7 protein-coding genes and 1 riboswitch are annotated in these 19,485 nt (G+C 44.3%); all 7 genes read right to left on the reverse strand.

The genetic code is table 11. The features are described from left to right. Positions 1–2 precede the first annotated feature (2 nt). Positions 3–10,709 carry a non-ribosomal peptide synthetase gene (locus tag IEE86_RS09810; RefSeq protein ID WP_191097054.1) on the reverse strand — a complete coding sequence of 3,569 codons (10,707 nt, stop codon included), beginning with the start codon at positions 10,707–10,709 and terminating at the stop codon, positions 3–5. Between the two features lie 146 nt (positions 10,710–10,855). Further along, a riboswitch (cyclic di-GMP riboswitch) is annotated at positions 10,856–10,948 on the reverse strand. Between the two features lie 367 nt (positions 10,949–11,315). Further along, positions 11,316–12,119, reverse strand: a complete 804-nt coding sequence (locus IEE86_RS09815; RefSeq protein ID WP_191097055.1) for an ABC transporter permease — start codon at positions 12,117–12,119, stop codon at positions 11,316–11,318. Then, positions 12,112–12,981: an ABC transporter permease gene (locus IEE86_RS09820; protein ID WP_191097056.1), complete on the reverse strand. Its 870-nt coding sequence runs from the start codon at positions 12,979–12,981 to the stop codon at positions 12,112–12,114. Before IEE86_RS09820 ends, IEE86_RS09815 begins: the two co-directional genes overlap by 8 nt. Next, positions 12,981–14,072: an ABC transporter ATP-binding protein gene (locus tag IEE86_RS09825; protein WP_191097057.1), complete on the reverse strand. Its 1,092-nt coding sequence runs from the start codon at positions 14,070–14,072 to the stop codon at positions 12,981–12,983. Before IEE86_RS09825 ends, IEE86_RS09820 begins: the two co-directional genes overlap by 1 nt. Before the next feature lie 8 nt (positions 14,073–14,080). Next, positions 14,081–15,166, reverse strand: a complete 1,086-nt coding sequence (locus IEE86_RS09830) for an ABC transporter substrate-binding protein (RefSeq protein WP_191097058.1) — start codon at positions 15,164–15,166, stop codon at positions 14,081–14,083. Beyond that, entirely contained in the window at positions 15,163–17,145 is a 1,983-nt protein-coding gene (locus IEE86_RS09835) for a hydantoinase B/oxoprolinase family protein (protein ID WP_191097059.1), read from the reverse strand. The genes IEE86_RS09830 and IEE86_RS09835 overlap by 4 nt, the downstream gene beginning before the upstream one ends. Beyond that, positions 17,120–19,204 carry a hydantoinase/oxoprolinase family protein gene (locus IEE86_RS09840; protein WP_191097060.1) on the reverse strand — a complete coding sequence of 695 codons (2,085 nt, stop codon included), beginning with the start codon at positions 19,202–19,204 and terminating at the stop codon, positions 17,120–17,122. Before IEE86_RS09840 ends, IEE86_RS09835 begins: the two co-directional genes overlap by 26 nt. Positions 19,205–19,485 lie beyond the last annotated feature (281 nt).

Below are 19,485 nucleotides of genomic sequence, written 5' to 3' on the forward strand. Positions count from 1 at the left end.
GCTTAAAATATATCCATTAGCTTTTCAAGTTCATCCATGGTGAGATCATCATCCCCTACATCACTTGGTGTCATCTCGGTCTCATCCCGTGATAGACAATGTGAGATCAGGGCCTTCACATTCTTTTCTAAGAGATTCTTGAACTGTTCCATCGTGCGTTCTTCAAATTCAAGGAGATGATAAGAAATCGTCACATGGAGCACACTTTGCTCAACAAAACCAACAATATCTAACGCATGAGGTTTCTCTGATTCAGGGCTCAGCGATTGACCTGCATGCCACGTGGAACGGCTTAACTCACCGCCGCCGATCTGTTCATCAAACTGACCAAGATAGTTAAAGCTGATCTCTGGTGTGACATCAAACGCCATATCGTTTTTCATCTTGTCAGGGGTTAAGTATTTTAAAATGCCATAGCCGATCCCCTTGTTCGGAATGTGCCTGAGTTCCTCTTTTAAATACTTGATTTGATAAGAAAGATCGTCTGCATGCGACATATCCAATAACACAGGGTACATACTTGTAAACCAGCCAATGGTTCGCGACACATTGACTGCCGGAAGGATGTCCTCTCTTCCATGTCCTTCAAGATGAATAAAGTGTCTGTCTTCACCTGTCCACTCCTTCATGGACAATCCTAATGCTGTCAGCAAAATATCATTGATGTCTGTTTGATATGCCTCGTGTACATCCGTCAAAAGGCTCTGCGTGTCCTCCTCAGACAATGTAAAGCGAATGGTCTGCACATGAAGCATTCGTTGATCATCCGTGACATGATCCTTTTGAAACGGTGTAACGGAATGCGCAAGCACCTTTTTCCAATAGGCTCTTTCTGCTAGCAGGTCATCTGACATAGCGTATTCTGTCAGCCTCTGCGCATATTCTTGGAAGGAATGTGTTTTTTCAGGAAGCGTAAGGACTTTTCCGCGCTTCGATTGTTCATAAAGAGCCATGAAGTCTTCAAGGAAAATTCGCCATGATACACCATCGATGACAAGATGGTGGACAGCGAGTAATAAGTGATCCCCCTGATCCGTTCGGAAAATAGCAGGTTTCACTAATGGTCCCTCTGTTAAAGACATACTCGCCTGCACTTCATTTGCCAGCTTTTCTACCTGCTGCATTTGCTGCGTGAGCTCTCCTTGTACTTCCATCACATCAATGGTCACAACGGTTTCTTCGACTCCACGATGACGCTGGATGATCCGTCCCTCTTCCAATGGATACACCATGCGCAAGGCATCATGATGGATCATCAGTTGCTCCAATACTTGCTTGACGATTGCTTCATTTAAACCATTTGGCGCATGGAGCATAACGGATTGATTCCAATGGTGCTGGTCGCTGAAATTTCGTTCAAAGAACCAGCGCTGAATGGGGGTCAATATCACTTCCCCTTCGACAGGTGATTGGTCCGCCGTCATTTGATCGGCTTCTTCAATATATGGGCGGAGCCCCGCAATCGTTGGATACTGGAATAAGAGCTTCATATCGAGCTTCCAGCCCTCTTGCGTTAACCTGCTCGCCATTTGGATACCTTTAATTGAATCTCCGCCTAGGAAAAAGAAGTGATCGTGAATCCCGACCTGGCTTACGCCAAGCACGTCTGCCCATATGTCGCAAAGAAGGGCTTCGACTTCATCTCTAGGTGCTTCGTATGTCGTTTGATTCGCCTCTAGATCAGGCGCTGGTAATGCTTTCAGATCGACTTTTCCATTTGCCGTCATTGGAAATTGGTCGAGATGGATGATCCATGATGGCACCATATAGTCTGGCAATGTACGTTTTAAGCTTTCTTTTAAATCCGTTGTTTCTTCATCCGTGATGACGTAAGCGACAAGCGCATCTTGTTCGCTCGCATCTTTTACAGTCGTCACGACTGCCTCTTTGACTGCATCTAGTTCAAGAAGCTGGGCTTCAATTTCTGACAGTTCTATACGGAAGCCGCGGATATTGACCTGATGGTCTTTTCTGCCGAGATAGATTAGCTCGCCATCCGCTGTCCATTTCACTAAATCGCCTGTGCGGTACATGCGCTCCCCTGGATAAAATGGATCTGGGACAAATCGTTTGTCCGTCTCCTCCGGAAGATTCCAGTACCCTCTTGCCAGACCTTTCCCCGCAATCACCAGCTCACCCGGTACGCCTGGCGGCGAGAGATCATATAACGAACCAAAAATGTAAAAACGGGTATTGGCAATCGCTGTTCCAATCGGAAGCGTGCCATGATCTGGGTTGATGATTCCGCTTGTCGCCACGACTGTATGCTCAGTCGGACCGTAGTTATTGACGAGTTTGTACGGAACTGGCTTCACCTGTTTCAGCTTGTCTCCGCCTGTCAGTAAATAGCGCAAGGAATGATTGTCCATCGCTAGGAACTGCTCACAAAGCTGGGTCGGCAGGAACGCTATAGTGATGCCTTGTTCATTGAAATACGCATTGAGCTTGATCATATCGAGACGAATCGCTTCGTCGATGATGTGCAGCTCTGCGCCGGCCATCCACGTCGGGAACATCTCCCAAATGGAGGCGTCAAAGCCAAAGCCGGCATATTTTGCGGTTCGATCCGCGTTTGTCACCTGGAAGGCATCATTGTGCCAGAAAGCAAGATTCACAAGGGAATGATGCTCGACCATGACACCCTTCGGCTGTCCAGTCGTTCCCGATGTGTAAATCATATAGGCGAGATCCGTTGGTTTCACATGAACCTGAACCTCTTGCGCTTCGCCTTCTACGGCATCTTCTATCAATAGGACATGACCTGTGAAAGAAGATGATGCAGTCAATCCTTTTTGAATCAGAAGCACCTCTGCCTCGCAGTCCTCCAGCATGTACGCAATACGCTGAGCTGGGTAATCCGCATCAATTGGGACAAATGCCGCTCCTGCCTTCAGGACGCCAAGGACAGCCGCCGTCATGTCAAGCGATGGGCGGGTGAGAATGCCGACGCGGTCTCCTGTTTTTGTGCCAAGAGAGAGCAGTTTCTGAGCAACTCCATTCGCTCGATTGTTCATCTCTTCATACGTCCAGCTTGTTCCGCAGAAGGTCGCCGCTTTTTGATGAGGAGCTTTGTCCGCCTTAGCTTCAATCAGTGCATGAACTGTTTGGTCTGACGGGACGTCTAGGACAGGTCCTGACCATTCATTGATGAGTTCTTGCTGCTGCTTCGGTGATAATAATTGCATTTGATCAAGCGATTGATCTGGTGCTGATACCATTTGTTCCAATAAATGAAGGAAAAACTCCTTCCACTTTTCAATCGACGACTGTTGAAAGATAGAAGAATTAAAATCGAACACAAGCTCAATGTGATCAGCCTTTTCGTTTCCAGTTAAGGTCAAATCAAATTTAGCGATATTCTCTTCGAATGGCTGTGGCACAATGTGAAGTCCATCCATCGACAAATCACGAATGTCCGCATTTTCCATTGAGAACACCACATCAAAGATTGGATGACGGCTTGTGTCTCGAACCGTTTGCACTTGGTCTACCAATTCTTCAAACGGATACAGCTGATGCTCGTTTGCCTCTAATACAAGCTGATGAACATTTGACGCAAATTCAGCAACTGTCTGATGTCCTGCTGGCTTTGTTCTAAGTGCCAGCGTGTTCACAAACATGCCAATCACAGATTGAATATCAGGATGGGTTCTGCCCACAACCGGAGAACCGATGATGATATCTTCTTGTCTTGAAAGCTTGCTTAAAAGGGTACTGTAGCAAGCAAGAAGAACTGTATACGTCGTACTGTTGAGTGCTCTGACCAGCTCATCCAATTTCGCTTTAAGCGACCCATCGATCGTAAATGAGACGCGATCTCCTGCGAATGTTTGCACTTTTGGTCTTGGCAGGTCTTCCGGCAGTGCCAGTACAGGAAGTTCTCCTTGTAATTGCTCCAGCCAAAATGCCTTTTCGGTACCTTTTTGTGCAGCAGATTCCTCACTTTTTAACCAAACAGCATAATCCTTATATTGAACTGGTAAGTTCTCGAGTTTGTCTCCTCGATACAGGGCTGAAAGCTCCTCGATTAAAATGCCAACAGATGCACCATCTGATATGATGTGATGCATATCAATCAGTAAATAATGAACATTTACAGAGACAGAAACAAGACCTACTCTGAGTAAAGGTGCTCTTCCTAAATCAAACGGACGTATAAAGTCATTCATCAATTCCTGAATGCCTTGGCCGTTCCCTTCGATTCTTTCAATGTCTACAGAGACATTTTCTTCAATCCGCTGAACAGGTTCATCCTGAACGAAATCAAAGCTCGTTCGGAAAGCTTCATGACGATGGATAAGCTGCTTAATCGCCTTTTCAAAACGTTTTTCATCAAAGACACCTTTAAGCTTTAAGACAGCTGGCATATGATAGCTTTGCGCAGCATCGGTCATTTTCTCCAGAACGAACAGTCTTTTCTGAGCAGATGTCACTGGATAAAAGGCCGCCTCTTCCGCTTTCTCCACCCGCTTGATCTCCGTTTCATCCATTTGATCAACCGCAAGGGCAAACGCCTCTAATGTGGGAGATTCAAATAAAGACTTCAAGGTAAGCTCCACTTGCATCTCTTCATACAGTCTGTTTAGCATTTTCATGCCGCGCAGCGAATGGCCCCCGCATTCAAAGAAATGATCGTGCCTGCCAATGCGCGGCACTTCAAGTACTTCCTCCCAAATGTGTGCCAACGTACGCTCCGTATCCGATTGAGGAGGGACATACTCATTTACCGCCTGCTCACTTAGATCAGGCGCCGGTAAAGCTCGTCTATCTACCTTGCCATTACCTGTCAATGGAAGCTCGTCTAATTGCATGAAGAATGCCGGCATCATATAAACAGGTAATTCACGTCCTACTTGCTCACGTAAATCAGCCAATGAGACAGATCCTTCTGCTGTGAAATACGCACATAATGTATCATTTGAAGCGGCAATCACAACGGCCTCCTTCAATTGCGGATGTCGCAGCAGCTGGTGTTCAATTTCTCCAAGTTCAATTCGCTGCCCTCGAATCTTGACTTGATGATCGATCCGTCCGATGAATTCAATATCACCATTTGACAGCCAGCGTGCAAGATCGCCCGTTTTATACATGATCTCACCAGGACGGAACGGATTTTCGACAAACTTTCCGCTTGTTAATGCTGGCTGCTGATAATATCCTTTCACCAGTCCATCGCCAGCGACACAAAGCTCTCCTGCAACACCTGGCGGCTGCACATGACCAAATTCATCTACAATATAAACAGCCGTTTGACTCACTGGCTTTCCAATTGGAATGGATAATGCCTGCTTCTCAATGTGATTTACAGGATAATAGGTGGTGAAAATCGTGCTTTCAGACGGTCCATACATATGAACAAGCTTGCCCTTTCCAACCGTTTCAAGCGCAGATGCGACATGAGGCACAGAAGCACGCTCTCCGCCAAACAACACTTTTCTTACATTCTTCAGGCTGTCCTTTTTCAGATCAACAAGTAAGTGAAAAAGAGCTGTTGTGATCATTAAAATACTGGTTTTTTCCTTCTCAATCGCTCCTGAAAGCTCATTTATGTTTAAGATGCTGGCTTTTGGCAGAACAATGAGTTTCGCTCCGTTTAATAGAGCTCCAAACACATCAAACATAAAGGCATCAAATACATAGTTTGAGAGGCTCATCACCGTATCTTCATGAAGAATGGTAAGATAGTTTGATTGCTTCACCGTTCTCAAAATGTTCCGGTGTGTCACCATATTTCCTTTAGGTTTGCCAGTTGTACCAGATGTATAGGTCAAATTCGCCAAGTCTTCCGGCAAGACACATACAGCTGTATTTCTTGTTGATTGCTGATCAATAGCCTGATCCTCTGTTTCAATGATTACTCCCTCAAAAGCAGCGAGCACCGAACGATGGCGTAGCACCTGATGTGTCAGTACAAATTGTGCATCGCTATCTGTCAAAAAGTGCTTCACTCGCTCATCAGGGAAATCGGGATCAATTGGTACATAGACACCGCCCGCCTTTAGCACAGCCAGAACAGACAACACCATCTCGTTGGATCGTTCAAAGAATAAGGCCGCCTTCATCCCTTTCTCAAAACCATTTTCACGCAAATAATGAGCTAGCTGGTTCACTCGGTCATTCAGTTCTTGATAAGAAAGAACCACACCTTCACATTGCAGTGCAGACTTTTGACCGTATTGCTTCACCTGTGCTTCAAACTGCGTCACAATCGTTTCATCCGCAGGATAAGGCGTAGGTAACGGGTTCCACATATTCAGTTGAGCTTCCGCCTCTTGTTCAGACAGTAAACGATAAGAACGAATCGCTTCCTCCGGTGTTTTGACCATTTGCTCCAGAAGATACACATAATGCTTGAGCATCTGCTCTGCTGTACTTCGTTTAAATAATGCCGTACTGTAATCGAGAACGAAGGATACCCCATGACCTGACTCCATCGCTTGCAGAGTTAAATCAAATTTCGCAATATGGAAATTGGTTTCTTCAACTTCGACTTTCATCTCTCCAATATGCTGGGCTGTTGAATGATCCGGCGTCAGCGTAAAGACGGTATCGAACAACGGATGGCGGCTAAAATCTCTTGGCACATTCAGCTTTTCAAGCAACCGCTCAAATGGATATTGCTGATGCTCAAACACCCGCATCGTCTTTTCCTTTACTCGCTCGATCAACTGCGACATGGTTCCATTCGGATCTACCTCTGACCGCAATGCAAGTGTCTGGACAAACATGCCAATCATGTCATTTAGGTCTGCATGCACACGCCCTGCCGCCGGTGTCCCGACCACAAATTCCCTTTGGCCCGTGTATTTCGCAAGCAACGTATAGTAAGCAGAGAGCAGAACCGTATACAGTGTCGTGTGGTGCTTCACTGCAAGCTCCTGTAATTGATCTTTTAGCGTTTCATCTATGTCTTTAATCACGCGATCCCCTGCGAAGGATTGAACAGGTGGGCGCTGATAATCGGTTAACAGCTGTAAAGCAGGAATATCTCCAGAAAATTCTTGCAGCCAGAATGCCTCTTCTTTTTGAAAGCCTTGATGTTCTTGCCAAACAGCATAATCTTGATATTGCAGCTTCAATGGTGCTTTAACCGATCCCTCATAAGCATCTGACAACTCACGCAGCATCAAATCAATCGAAAGACCATCGGAAATGAGGTGATGCATATCGAAAAAGAGCAGGTGCTCCTGATCATGTAATGACTGCAAGCCAATACGAAGAAGTGGCGCACACTCAAGATCAAAAGGTCTGACAAATTGCTGCATGTTCTCTTCCATCGTGCCGCCTGTCAGCTGCTCTATTTGAAAGGACACTGATGGAGCTATCCGCTGCCGAGGGACACCCTTGATTGTATGAAAAGAAGTGCGCAGTATATCATGACGCGTAATCAGTCTTTCAAAGGCTTCAGTCAGCTTTTCTAACTGCAGTGTTCCTTTTAGCCTCACAACTGCCGGCATATGGTATGCGATGCTCTGCTCCATTTGACTCACCATATAGACGCGCTGCTGTGGAGGTGACAATGGATAATCGGCTGCTATCGGTGCTTTCGGTATGACCGTTTGAGCGGATTTTCCCGCTTGCTCAATATAGACAGCCAATGCGGCAATCGTCTGTTGCTCAAATAAAACAGACAATGGCACCTCTACTTGAAAAGCTCGCTGAATATGTGTGAGTACTGTCATTGCTTTGAGTGAATGCCCGCCTCGATCGAAGAAGGAGTCATATACACCGATCTTCTCTTGATCCAGAGCTTCTTCCCACAAGCAAACGAGCTTCGTTTCTACATCGTTTCTAGGCGCTACATACACAGCACTGACAGCCTTCTCCACTTTGAATAAGGCGAGGGCACGCCGGTCGACTTTTCCGCTTACTGTGAGTGGAAATACATCGAGTTCTTTAAAATAAAGAGGCATCATGTATGCCGGAAGCTGGTGTTTGATAGCGGCTTGTAGCGCATCAACTGACACACCTTCTTGGCTGACCTGGTAAAAAGCACTTAACGCCTTCTCACCATCTGCTTCTTCAACCACAAGTACAACAGCCTGATCAACTCCATCTACCTGCTCCATCACGGCTTCAATTTCGCCTGTTTCTATGCGGTACCCCCTTATTTTCACTTGATCATCCATTCTGCCTAGATAATCAATCGTGCCATCCGGAAGCCACCTGACTAGATCCCCTGTCCGATACATCCGTTCATGTGGAGAAAACGGATCCTTCGTAAATACCTGCTCCGTCAACTCAGGCTGATTCACATAGCCTCGTCCAACACCTATCCCCGCAATGCATAGCTCTCCAGCAGCACCCCGCACCTGTAATTGATCATGTTCATTTAAAATATAAATACGATGATGACCAAGAGGCTTTCCAATCGAGACATAACGCTGTTCAGATGATGTCCGCAGTTCATTGAGGTCTAGACGATGAACCGCCGCATCCACACATGTCTCTGTTGGACCATACACATTCCATAGATGAAAATCGGGCTGACTCATACGAACCGCTTCGATCAAAGACTGCGCCGCTTTCGCAGGCAATGCTTCTCCTCCAATCAACATATGAAGCAATGACAAACCGCTCAAATCCGCTGCAAGTAAAAGCTGCACATGCGCCGGTGTTCCATCCGCTGCTTCAATTTGATGCTTTCGATAATAATCCGCTAGCTGTACACCATTTCTCGTCGTTTCTCGCGGGACGATATGAAGCGTATGCCCAAATAAAAGGGCAGCAAAGATTTGTTTCACCGATGCATCAAAATGGAATGGTGCAAGAAGCGCCATTTGAAGCGCTCTTGCTCCTTGATAAACCTCATGATGCAAAGCATGGACCAAATGATGAAGCTGAAGATGCTCAATCATGACGCCCTTCGGCTTTCCGGTCGTGCCCGATGTATAAATCATATAAGCCAAATCCTCAGGTGCCGTCTGATTTTCGAGCTCAGGCAGCAAGGCATCATTTAATAAAATATGCTGCTGCACGATCATTTTCTCCGAGAGGACTGGGTCATTTTGAACGAACGATTCCTCTGTTAACACAATGGAAGCACCTGAATCCTTCACAATAAATTGAATACGCTCCTCAGGTAATGCCGGATCAATCGGTACATACGCTCCGCCAGCCTTTAATATGCCGAAGATCGCCACCATAGCATCTATCTTTCGGTCCATTAAAACAGCAACAGGCACATCACGCGAAATTCCTTTCATTTGTAAAAATCGTGCCAGCTTTTCTGCCTTTTGATACAGCTCACCATAAGTGAATGTTCCATTTTCTGCTACAACGGCTGTCCGCTCTGCATACTTGTTTGCTGCCTCATCAAATAACTGATGAACCGATTTTGCTGCTGGTCTTTCAAACCCTTCTCCCTCAGATAATTGCAGTAGCTCTTTTTGCTCACTGGCTGGAAGTAAAGGCAATGTCCCAATCAGCTGATCAGGCTGAGTAACCGCCGCTTCTAGTAATACCGTGAACCGATCAAACATCTTGCTCATATCATCTTCACTAAATAAATCGGTACGGTAATCCAAATCAATGGTCAATGTATCTGTATCCCAGCGGTCTTTCACATGAATCGAAATATCATTCATTCCGCTCCCGCTAAAAATCGGTTCAGTAATGAAAGACAGATTCTCTTTTTTCTGCCACTGCATGACCTGATATTCTAAAGAAATATCAAAAAGACGCCCTGTAAACCCTTCTCTTTCTCGCAGATCATTCATGAGCAGATTGTAAGGGTATTTTTGGTGACGCAAGATCTTCATCTGATCCGCCATAACCTGCTTCACAAAATCAAGAAATGACTGTGACCCATGAACAGATGCGCGCATTGGGATCGTGGAAACAAACATACCAATCATCTTTTTTTCTTTGGCATTTGTCCGGTTGCCCATAAAGGTTCCGAGGACCACATCTTCCACGCCGCTAAATCGATGTAAATAAATATAAACAGTGGACATAAACATAGAGAGCATACTGACTTTCTGTTCCTCACAAAAAACACGAAGCTTTTCCTTCAAAGAATCTGGAATATCTCCCGAAAATCGCTCCGCATGTAAACTCGTATCGTAACCTTTATGCGGTTTTAAAGAAGCGAATTCTGGCATATGGGCAAATTGCTCATTCCAAAAAGCTTGGTCTTTTTGAAAACGTTTAGAAGATTCATAGGCTTGCTCACTCTTAATGTGATCAACGAAGGAAATCTCTTCCACCGGCGAGATGTCTACCCCTTGCAGCATGTCATGATATAAATCGATAATGCGATTTCCCATCAAGATAATGGAAATGCCGTCTGCCACAATATGATGTGCTTTACAGAACAGCCAGCATTCTTGGTCACTGATTTGAAAGACCGTAAATTCAATCAAGGGACTGTCAATCAACGGCATCGGCTCACGTATTTGCTCGTTCGCCCAAGCCCTCACATCCTCTTCACTCCAGCCTTCCACCATGCGAATCGGCTGCTTCTCATATGGTTTGATATATTGAACAGGCTCCCCCTGCTCATGCCGGTACACAAGCCTCAAACGAAGAGTGTCAGTTTGGCGAATGTACGCTTGAAGCACGTCAACGACCAAAGAGGGATCCAGACCTGATACCGATCTCAACCTGGCGAATCCACCCAAATTTGAAATACTTGTACCTGGATAAAATTTTTCCGTATAGAATACTCTCTTTTGCGCATGTGTTAAGGGGTAATAAACTGTATTCATTCTTATCCTCCGCCTCTTCTATGTTTTCTCCACCAACATGAACCCTGCACCCTCTATATCAAAAGAACCAAGTCTATTTCATTAAAATAGACGGAATAACGGAAAAGGAGCCCACCCCGAATAAAACGGAGGAACTCCCATTTTGATTCGGTAGCCTGCCGACCATAGCAAAAAAGCAACATTTACCTTAGGACATGGCTTTGCGTCTCTATGTTTCCATAGATTTGCCTTTTTCTTCTTTTCTTTTAGATATTTTCTATTTACGTACACTTTATATGAAATTATTGTTTTTTTCACCGAAAAATGGGTGTAAAGATTCATGCGTTATACCGAAGGGATCACATCGCAATTTACGATATTTACCGAAAATAACTAATAATAGTTGCGATCTACCGAAAATAATCAACTAAATACCGCAAAAATTTCATGTTTCTCCTTAAATTTTGCAAATATGACCGAAAATGTAGGTGATAGGTCTCCTTTCGTTCCTCGCGATTTCTTAAATCTTAAGAACTATATTCCCTAAAACTTTGAAAATTTTTACCATAAAAACAACACAAAAAGAGCTGCCATTCCAAATGACAGCTCCTTGTTTCTTCATTATATTTACATCACCTTAGACAGGCCGATCGTTTTCTCAATAATGAGCAACGCAATGATAGAAATGATAATAAATATGACGGATATCGCATTGACACTCGGATCAAAGGTTTGCTCAATGTAATTAAACGTCCTCACTGGAATCGTAATGGTTTGGGGAGAGGAGACAAACAAACTGATCGATATTTCCCCAAATGACGTCACAGCTGAAAACACTCCGCCTGCAATGATTCCTGGCTTGATCAAGGGTAGTGTGACTCGAAAGAATGTGCGCACGGGTCCTGCACCAAGGTTCATTGAAGCTAGCTCAAGCCGCGGATCAAGATTTGAGACGCTGACACCTACCGTTCGAACCACATACGGAAAACCAATGATGACATGACCAATAACTAGCGCCCACAAAGAACCTGTAAAGCCCATCGCTGTAAACAAATAAAGCATCGCAATCCCTAACACCACCTGAGGAATCATGAGAGGTGACAGAATAAACGCTTGAATGGCCTCCTTTCCCTTAAAGGAAAGTCTCGCCAAAGCATACGAAGCCATTGTTCCTAAAAGAACAGTAAGAGGCGTCACGATGAATAGCAGAATGACACTGATACGCAGCGATTCCATCCATTCTGGGTTTGACACGACCTCATGAAACCAACGAACAGAGAACGAAGTCGGCGGGAATTCGGGAAAAGCATTCGGACTAAAAGCAGAAAGGACAATGACAAGAACGGGTATGGTTAAAAAGAGATAAACCAATGAGCCAGCAGTCCAAATCAGGATTGAAAGCAAGCGGTCACCCATTGACTTTTTACGCATGCATCCTCGCCTCCCAACGCTTCAATAAATAGCTTAATAGACTGACCACCACAAGCACACACACCAACAAAGTAAATGACATGGCAGCAGCAAGAGGCAGGTTATATACCTGCATGACCTGCTGATAAATAGACAGCGGCAAGAGCGGCTGCATCCGTCCGCCAACTAATAGCGGGGTGATATAACTCCCTGCTGCTAGTGAGAAAACAATAATCGCTCCAGTGATCATGCCTGGAATGGTAAGCGGCAAGGTCACATGAAAAAAGGTTCGAATACGGCCAGCGCCAAGGCTCATAGAAGCCGGTCTTAAATGACGGTCCATATCGGTTAAGCTTGTTGCGATAGGAAGTACCGCAAAAGGCAGCATGACTTGAACATAAGCAATAATGACCGCATTCATATTCCAGAGCATAGAGAGCGGCTGCTTAATCACATGTAAATCTAATAACATGCCATTAATCAGACCATTCTGCGAGAGAAGAACGATCCATGCAAACGTCCGAATCACAACACTTGTCAAAAGCGGCGATACAAGTAAGATATAGAAAAATGCCCGTAGTCGCCGGTTAGGTGCCTTGACGAGTACGTACGCTGCGGGATATGCCATCAATAAACAAATCACCGTTGTCTGCAAAGCCACCCACACTGTACTTCCAATCGCCTTCACATATGCATCTGTCGTGAACACATGAATATATTGAGAAAAGCTATACGTTTGTAATGTATTCATCATCGAATCAACATCACGAAAACTGAGGACAAACATCATCACAAGCGGAGCCAGAAGAAATACAACAAGAAACAAACAGGCTGGCAGCAGCATCAACCAATGAAATCGTTGATTCTTTTTTTTCATTCGCATCACGTATGCACCTTCGAATCTAAGAAAACAACATCTTCAGGCTGCCAATGAATATGGACGGTTTCTCCAACCTCCGGCAGCTGAGGAAATGCGGCATCTGATGCATGTACAATGAGTTCACCTTTATCAAGACCCACGACCAAACGTAATGAGTGCCCGATATAACTGACGTCTGCTAAAACACCCGTAACATGGTTTGGCTGAGCTTCCTCTTTGACAGAAGATATGTTGATTCTTTCAGGACGCAGCATGAATAAATACTTCTCTCTCTTTTCTTTATGTGCCGCAGGTTTCAACTGAACATGCTGTCCGTTTGTTTGAGTTAAATGCGGGACAGTGAACGTGAAATTAGCTTCATCATACACTGCCTCAAATATATTGACCTGTCCGATAAATTCAGCGACGAACCGATTGTTTGGCTGACGATATACCTCTAAAGGCGTCCCAATCTGCTGGATTCTCCCCTCTCCTAAAATCCCAATTCGGTCAGATAGGCTTAAGGCTTCTTCCTGATCATGTGTCACGAGAATGGTCGTAATCCCGACATTCCTTTGAATATTTCGAAGCTCAGTCTGCATATTCTTTCTTAGTTTTGCATCTAGGTTACTCAGAGGTTCATCAAGTAGGAGAACAGACGGCTGAATCGCAAGTGCCCTTGCAATGGCTACCCGCTGCTGCTGACCACCACTCAATTGGTGCGGCATACGTTTCGCATATTCCTCCAATTGAACAAGAGATAAGCTCTCCATGACCTTTTGCTTGATTTCTTCCTTCTTTTTCTTTTGAACCTTCAGTCCATACGCCACATTATCAAATACGGTGAGATGAGGGAAAAGTGCATAGCTTTGAAAGACCATACCCGTTTTTCTTTGATAAGGCGGTAAAGCTGTCACATCCTGCTCGCCAATATAGACGGCTCCTTTTGTCGGTTCTAAAAAACCGCCAATAATGTTTAATAACGTTGATTTTCCGCAGCCACTAGGACCAAGAAGGGAGAAAAACTCTCCCTCATCCACCGTAAGACTGACATCGTCAAGAGCAATTTGCTCACCGAAATGCTGGCTGATGTGTTCTAAATGAATTCCACTCATGTGATCACCTATTTTCCTCCGCCTAATACTTCGTTCCATCGATTTGTCCAATTGCCAAGCTCCGAAGTCGCTGTTTCATAATCTACCCAAGTCAGCTTGCTATAATAGTTCTCTCCAACCTTCACTTTCCCCTTAATCTTGTCACTGTATTTCACATCAGAATTCGACATGCCATAATAAGATTTTTCTGAGAAAGCCTCCTGTGCTTCTTTTCCGCTTAAATAGTTTAATAGTTTATAAGCAGCTTCCTCATGCTGACTTCCTTTTGTTAAAGCCCAGCTCGCGACAGCTGCAACAGCGCCTTCCTTCGGATATGAGAAACCAATATCCATTCCTTCTTCTTCAAGGGCAAATGCTCGGCCATCCCAATATGGAACTGCCGTAACATCCCCACGTTCTAACAAGGTTTGAATAGACCCTGGGTTATCTGGAAAAGCAGCTACATGCCCTTTTAATTGCGCTAGGCTTTTAAACGCTTTATCGATATCCTGTGGATTCGATTCTGTTCCCCCTTGAGCGTGGACAAGTGCAGAGAAAAATTGCAAGCCGGCTGAATAGGTCGGAGAAGAAATAGCCACCTTCCCTTTAAGCTGACTGCTCCATAGGTCTGTCCAGCTATTTGGCTCCTGCTTCACAAGGTCTTTTCTATAAGCAATCCCTAGCTGTCCCATACTAAAGCCTGCTGCATATTGTTTTCCATCAACAGTGAGCTTCTTTTGTACAGAACGGTAAAGTTTTTTCACATTCGGTGCTTGATCTTCATCAATAGGCTCAAGAACGTTTGCTGCAATCCCTCTTTGAATCGTATCAGGCTGTAAAATCAACAAATCATACGGTGGATTTTTGCCATTGGATGCTTTTAATTTCGTAAACCATTCAGAATCTGCCCCAGAGACAGTTTGAACTTTAATTCCAGTATCTTTTTCAAATTTTTCAAGGATTGGTTTGATATTCTTTTCCCAATCGCCGCCGTATACGCCAACGATGACAGTCTGCTGCTGTTTGCTTTGATCCTGTCCATTTCCACCGCAAGCAGTCAGCAATAGAACCATTGATAGGATGCCTGCAAAAATAGTGATGAATCTTCTTTTCATGATTCATTTCCCCCTTTTTGTTCTTTCATTTGACGAAGTGCTTGAATAACATCCGTCTTTGTTAACGGTTCATTTCTATGACTGAAATGAGTATGAACTGCATGTTTATAGTGCGTACGTTCATTGGCTGGGTATGAACGTAGCTGAATAGCAAGTTCACTACTTGCTTCGTCCGTCCATACTTTCTCATAAGCTGTTCTTTGTTCGCCAAAATCCCATACGACGTCATGATCATCAACCTTCTTGCGAAGCCAACTCGTCTGCTCTTCGTCGATTTTCCATTCATTTTGGTCTAGATAGACTTTGACACCATATTGCTGAAGTGCTCTTTCTTCACTTAATAGACCTGATTCCACTTCCTGAAGGACTTTCTCCTTCTTTCTAGCAAATGGGTTCCCCCAGCCTCCTCCACTTGGTGAAACCAATTGAACAGTATCGCCTTTTTCAAGACGCAGAACATCTATTTTTGGCTCGTCTTGTTTTGCTCCATTTGCTGTAATCAGCTTTACCTTACCAACTTCACCTGCTCGGCCTCCCATTAATCCCCAAGGCTGAAACTTCATCCGTTCCATTCCTCGTGCTGTCACCATGGATTCTGGCTTGATCATTTCAAATTCCAAACCGATCGCATGTCCGCCTCTATATTCTCCCGCTCCACCTGTATTCGGCAGAAGCTCATATCGGTGAACATGAATATCAATATGCTGCTCCAAGCTCTCAATCGGTGTATTCTTTAAAAAGCCTGATGAATGATCAATTCCATCCACTCCATCAGCACCTTTTTGAGCACCACCGCCCCCGCCTAGTGGTTCGACAACAGACATTTTCCTGCCGCCTGTTTGATCGTCAGGAACAGAGAGAACAACAATGGCAGATTGACCAGCACCTGCCGCCGGCACTGCTTCAGGTAACAGCTTACCAATGGCGCCCAGCACGACATTGTACAGTCTCATCGTAATCGAATGCCGAATACCGACAGAAGCCGGATATTCTGGATGTACGAGTGATCCTTTAGGAGAAATGACATCGATTGGATACGTAATTCCGCCATTAATCGGTATAAATGGATCTTTACTAATGATGTAATTAATCAACCCTTGATAAAGGAAGGAATGCTTCTGACCATTGGTGACAAGGTTAAAGGCTGTTTTTACTTGCGGGTCACATTCAGAAAAATCAAGCGTCAGCTGTTTACCTTTGACCGTTAACTTGATTTTCAATCGGATCGGTACGTCCGAGATCATATCATCATCCAAATAATCAGCGAATTCACTTGTTCCATCAGGAATGGCTTCAATGACCTTTCCTGCACGATCCTCGGCTTGCTTCAGGAGGTCCATCATTCCTTGTTTCACTTCGTTTTTTCCAAATTTCTCGATCATTTCTTTTAACCGAATATCTGCTGTATTGACTGCAGCAATCATTGCATTGATATCCCCATCATTTAAATGACTGGACCGGCTGTTAGCTCTTAGAAAGGTCCGGACGACTTGATTCTCTTTTCCACCTTCATAAATTTTCACAGGGGGGATTCTTAATCCCTCTTGATGAACATCCGTCGCAGTTGGTGAAATACTCGAAGGCACAAGTCCGCCCACATCACTTACATGAACAAAAGACCAGGCATAGCTTACAATTTCATCATCTACAAAAATGGGCTTTATGATATGGACATCTGGCAGATGAGTCGCTAAACCATCTGTCGTATAAGGGTCATTTGTGATGATAATATCTCCTGGCTGCATCGGTCCGCTTTCTTCAATCGCTTTTTTTAGACTCAGCCCTAAAAAGATCGTCACACCGACAGTCTTTGGATAAACAAAGAAATCTCCAGAAGGCGTGGCTAATGCTGTCGCAAAATCAGCCGATTCTTTTACGAAGGTCGTAAATGACGTTCGCTCAATGACATGCCCCATGCCTGATGCAATCGCATTAAAATAACTGCGCATCATCTCAAGTTTTGCTGGATCTGTTCTCATGTAACGCCGCCTCCCTTGAAATCACTAAGTTTCCTGATGAATCAATGCTGCCTAACCAGTTTGGCAGGATCAATGTTGTCGTATCATCCTGCTCAATAATGGCAGGACCCTTTACGGCAGAACCTACTGACAAAGTATCTCGGTTATAAACAGATGCTTCGTACTCTTTTTCTTCTATAAAGATACGTCTACAATGATATGGCTTCAATGACTGGCTACTGCTTTCATGAACAGGTGTGAAAGGCAGCGGCGGCGTCTCGCCTATGACTCGAACTCGTAAATGAGTAAACTCGATTTTCGCCCGATCATCTCTATGTCCATACTGACGCTTATGCAGCTTGTGAAATGCTTCAGAGAGTTGATGCAAGTCTTGTTCTTGCCTTAGCCAGTCAGCCGATATTGGCAATTCAATCTCAAATGCCTGCCCTTGATAGCGTGCGTCCGCCAATAATAGAATAGACGTCTGCTTGATATGCTGAATGTTTTGCTGACTGAACCAATCAGTCGCTTTACGCGAAAGCATCTCGTAATCTTGTTTTAATTGATCTATCGTATAGTCTTGTAAGCATATTTTCTTAGACAGCACCGCATCATGAATAAAATCAGCTGTGAGAGCGCCTAGCGCACATAATGTGCCAGGACTTGGAGGGACAACCACATTTTTTGCATGAATTTCTCTTGCGAGGAAATTTGCTACAACAGGTCCTGCGCCGCCAAACGCTAGCAAACTAAAATCTCTCGGGTCAAACCCTTGCTGCTCCATGACATTGCTTAATTCCGTATACATATTGGCTACAGCTACTTGAATCAGCTGATCCGCCGCCTGCTCAACCGTTTTATGAAGCTGATCTGCAATTGGCTGAAAGGCCATTTTCGCAGCAGACAGCTGTAATTGTAAATGTCCGCCGGCAAAGCGTTCTTGATTGAGATAACCGCATATGAGAAACGCATCGGTTAAAGCTGCTTTCTCTCCCTTTCCATACGAAGCTGGACCCGGCTGAGAGCCTACGGACTCCGGTCCTGCCTTTAACAGTCCGCCCTGATCAATCCACGCTACAGAACCTCCACCTGCTCCTATCGAATACATCGCAACAGATGGGAGAATGATAGGAAAACCTGATAGCTGATTTGATTGGGCCATTGTAGGCTGTCCATTTTGAATGATAGAGATATCCGCACTTGTCCCCCCAACATCAAAAGTGATCAAATTGGATTCGTTCGCAGACGCTGCGATTCTTGCCGCACCAATGACACCAGCTGCCGGACCAGAAAAGAGAGTTTTAACAGGTGAGGTGGCTGCACTTTCTGCATCCATTAAACCACCATTTGATTGCGTAATGTATGGAGAAATTGGTACACCTTTCTCTTTCAAGCGGCTTTTCAATGTTTGTAAATACTGCTTCACCTTTGGTTGAATGTACAAATTGACAACAGACATCACTGTACGCTCATACTCCCTCATTTGAGGCCATAATTCAGATGAAGTAAGGACTTCTAGCTGCGGATAATGGTGGTTAATATAAGCTTTTGCCTGTAATTCATGAACTGGATTTTGATAACTATGTAAAAATGAAATGACAATACCTGCTAGCTTTTTAGATATGACCTGCTGGACAGCATCATCTAATTGCTGCAGATGGAGAGGTTTTTTGATCATACCATCATGTAACAACCTTTCAGAGATTGGATATACATGCTTTCGTGGTATCAATGGTTCTGGCAAACGAGAATTGAAGTCATAAGGAATGGGTAGTCGTAAACGTTGTAGTGACAAAATATCTTGAAAACCTTCCGTCACAAAAAGGGCTAAATCTGCTCCTTTTCGTTGCAATAATGTATTAAGACCGATTGTCATTCCGTGAACGAGATATTGGATTTTGGATAAATCGACACCTCTTTCTTTTAGAAGGTTTAGCCCATTGATAATTCCCTGGGCTGGGTCATCAGTCACTGTGGGTGTTTTGAGTTCAGTCAGCTCCCCTGTAGCTTCATTCATCAGCGATAAATCAGTAAATGTTCCGCCTATGTCTATTCCGAGCCGATAAGAGACATCCGCCATTTGTACTTCCCTCCTACAATGTAAATGGAATCATATTTTGATAAATTACGACATTTTTTGATATTTGACTCCATATTATTAAAGCATATCGGTCTAGTCAATTTTATTTTTTTGAAATTTCTGTGTGTTAAATTCTTGAAATTAGCCCAAAAAGCAATGATAAAGCCGTTTTGCATCAGCATAATCAATTTATGAGCAGTGAAATTAAAATTTTTATGGATTTCTACAAGTATGAAAAGAGAGAAAACGAATAAAAAATGTTTTTCGAACTTTAAAAGACG

It is taken from the genome of Bacillus crepusculi, from assembly GCF_014764715.1.
GTDB lineage: Bacteria > Bacillota > Bacilli > Bacillales > Bacillaceae > Bacillus.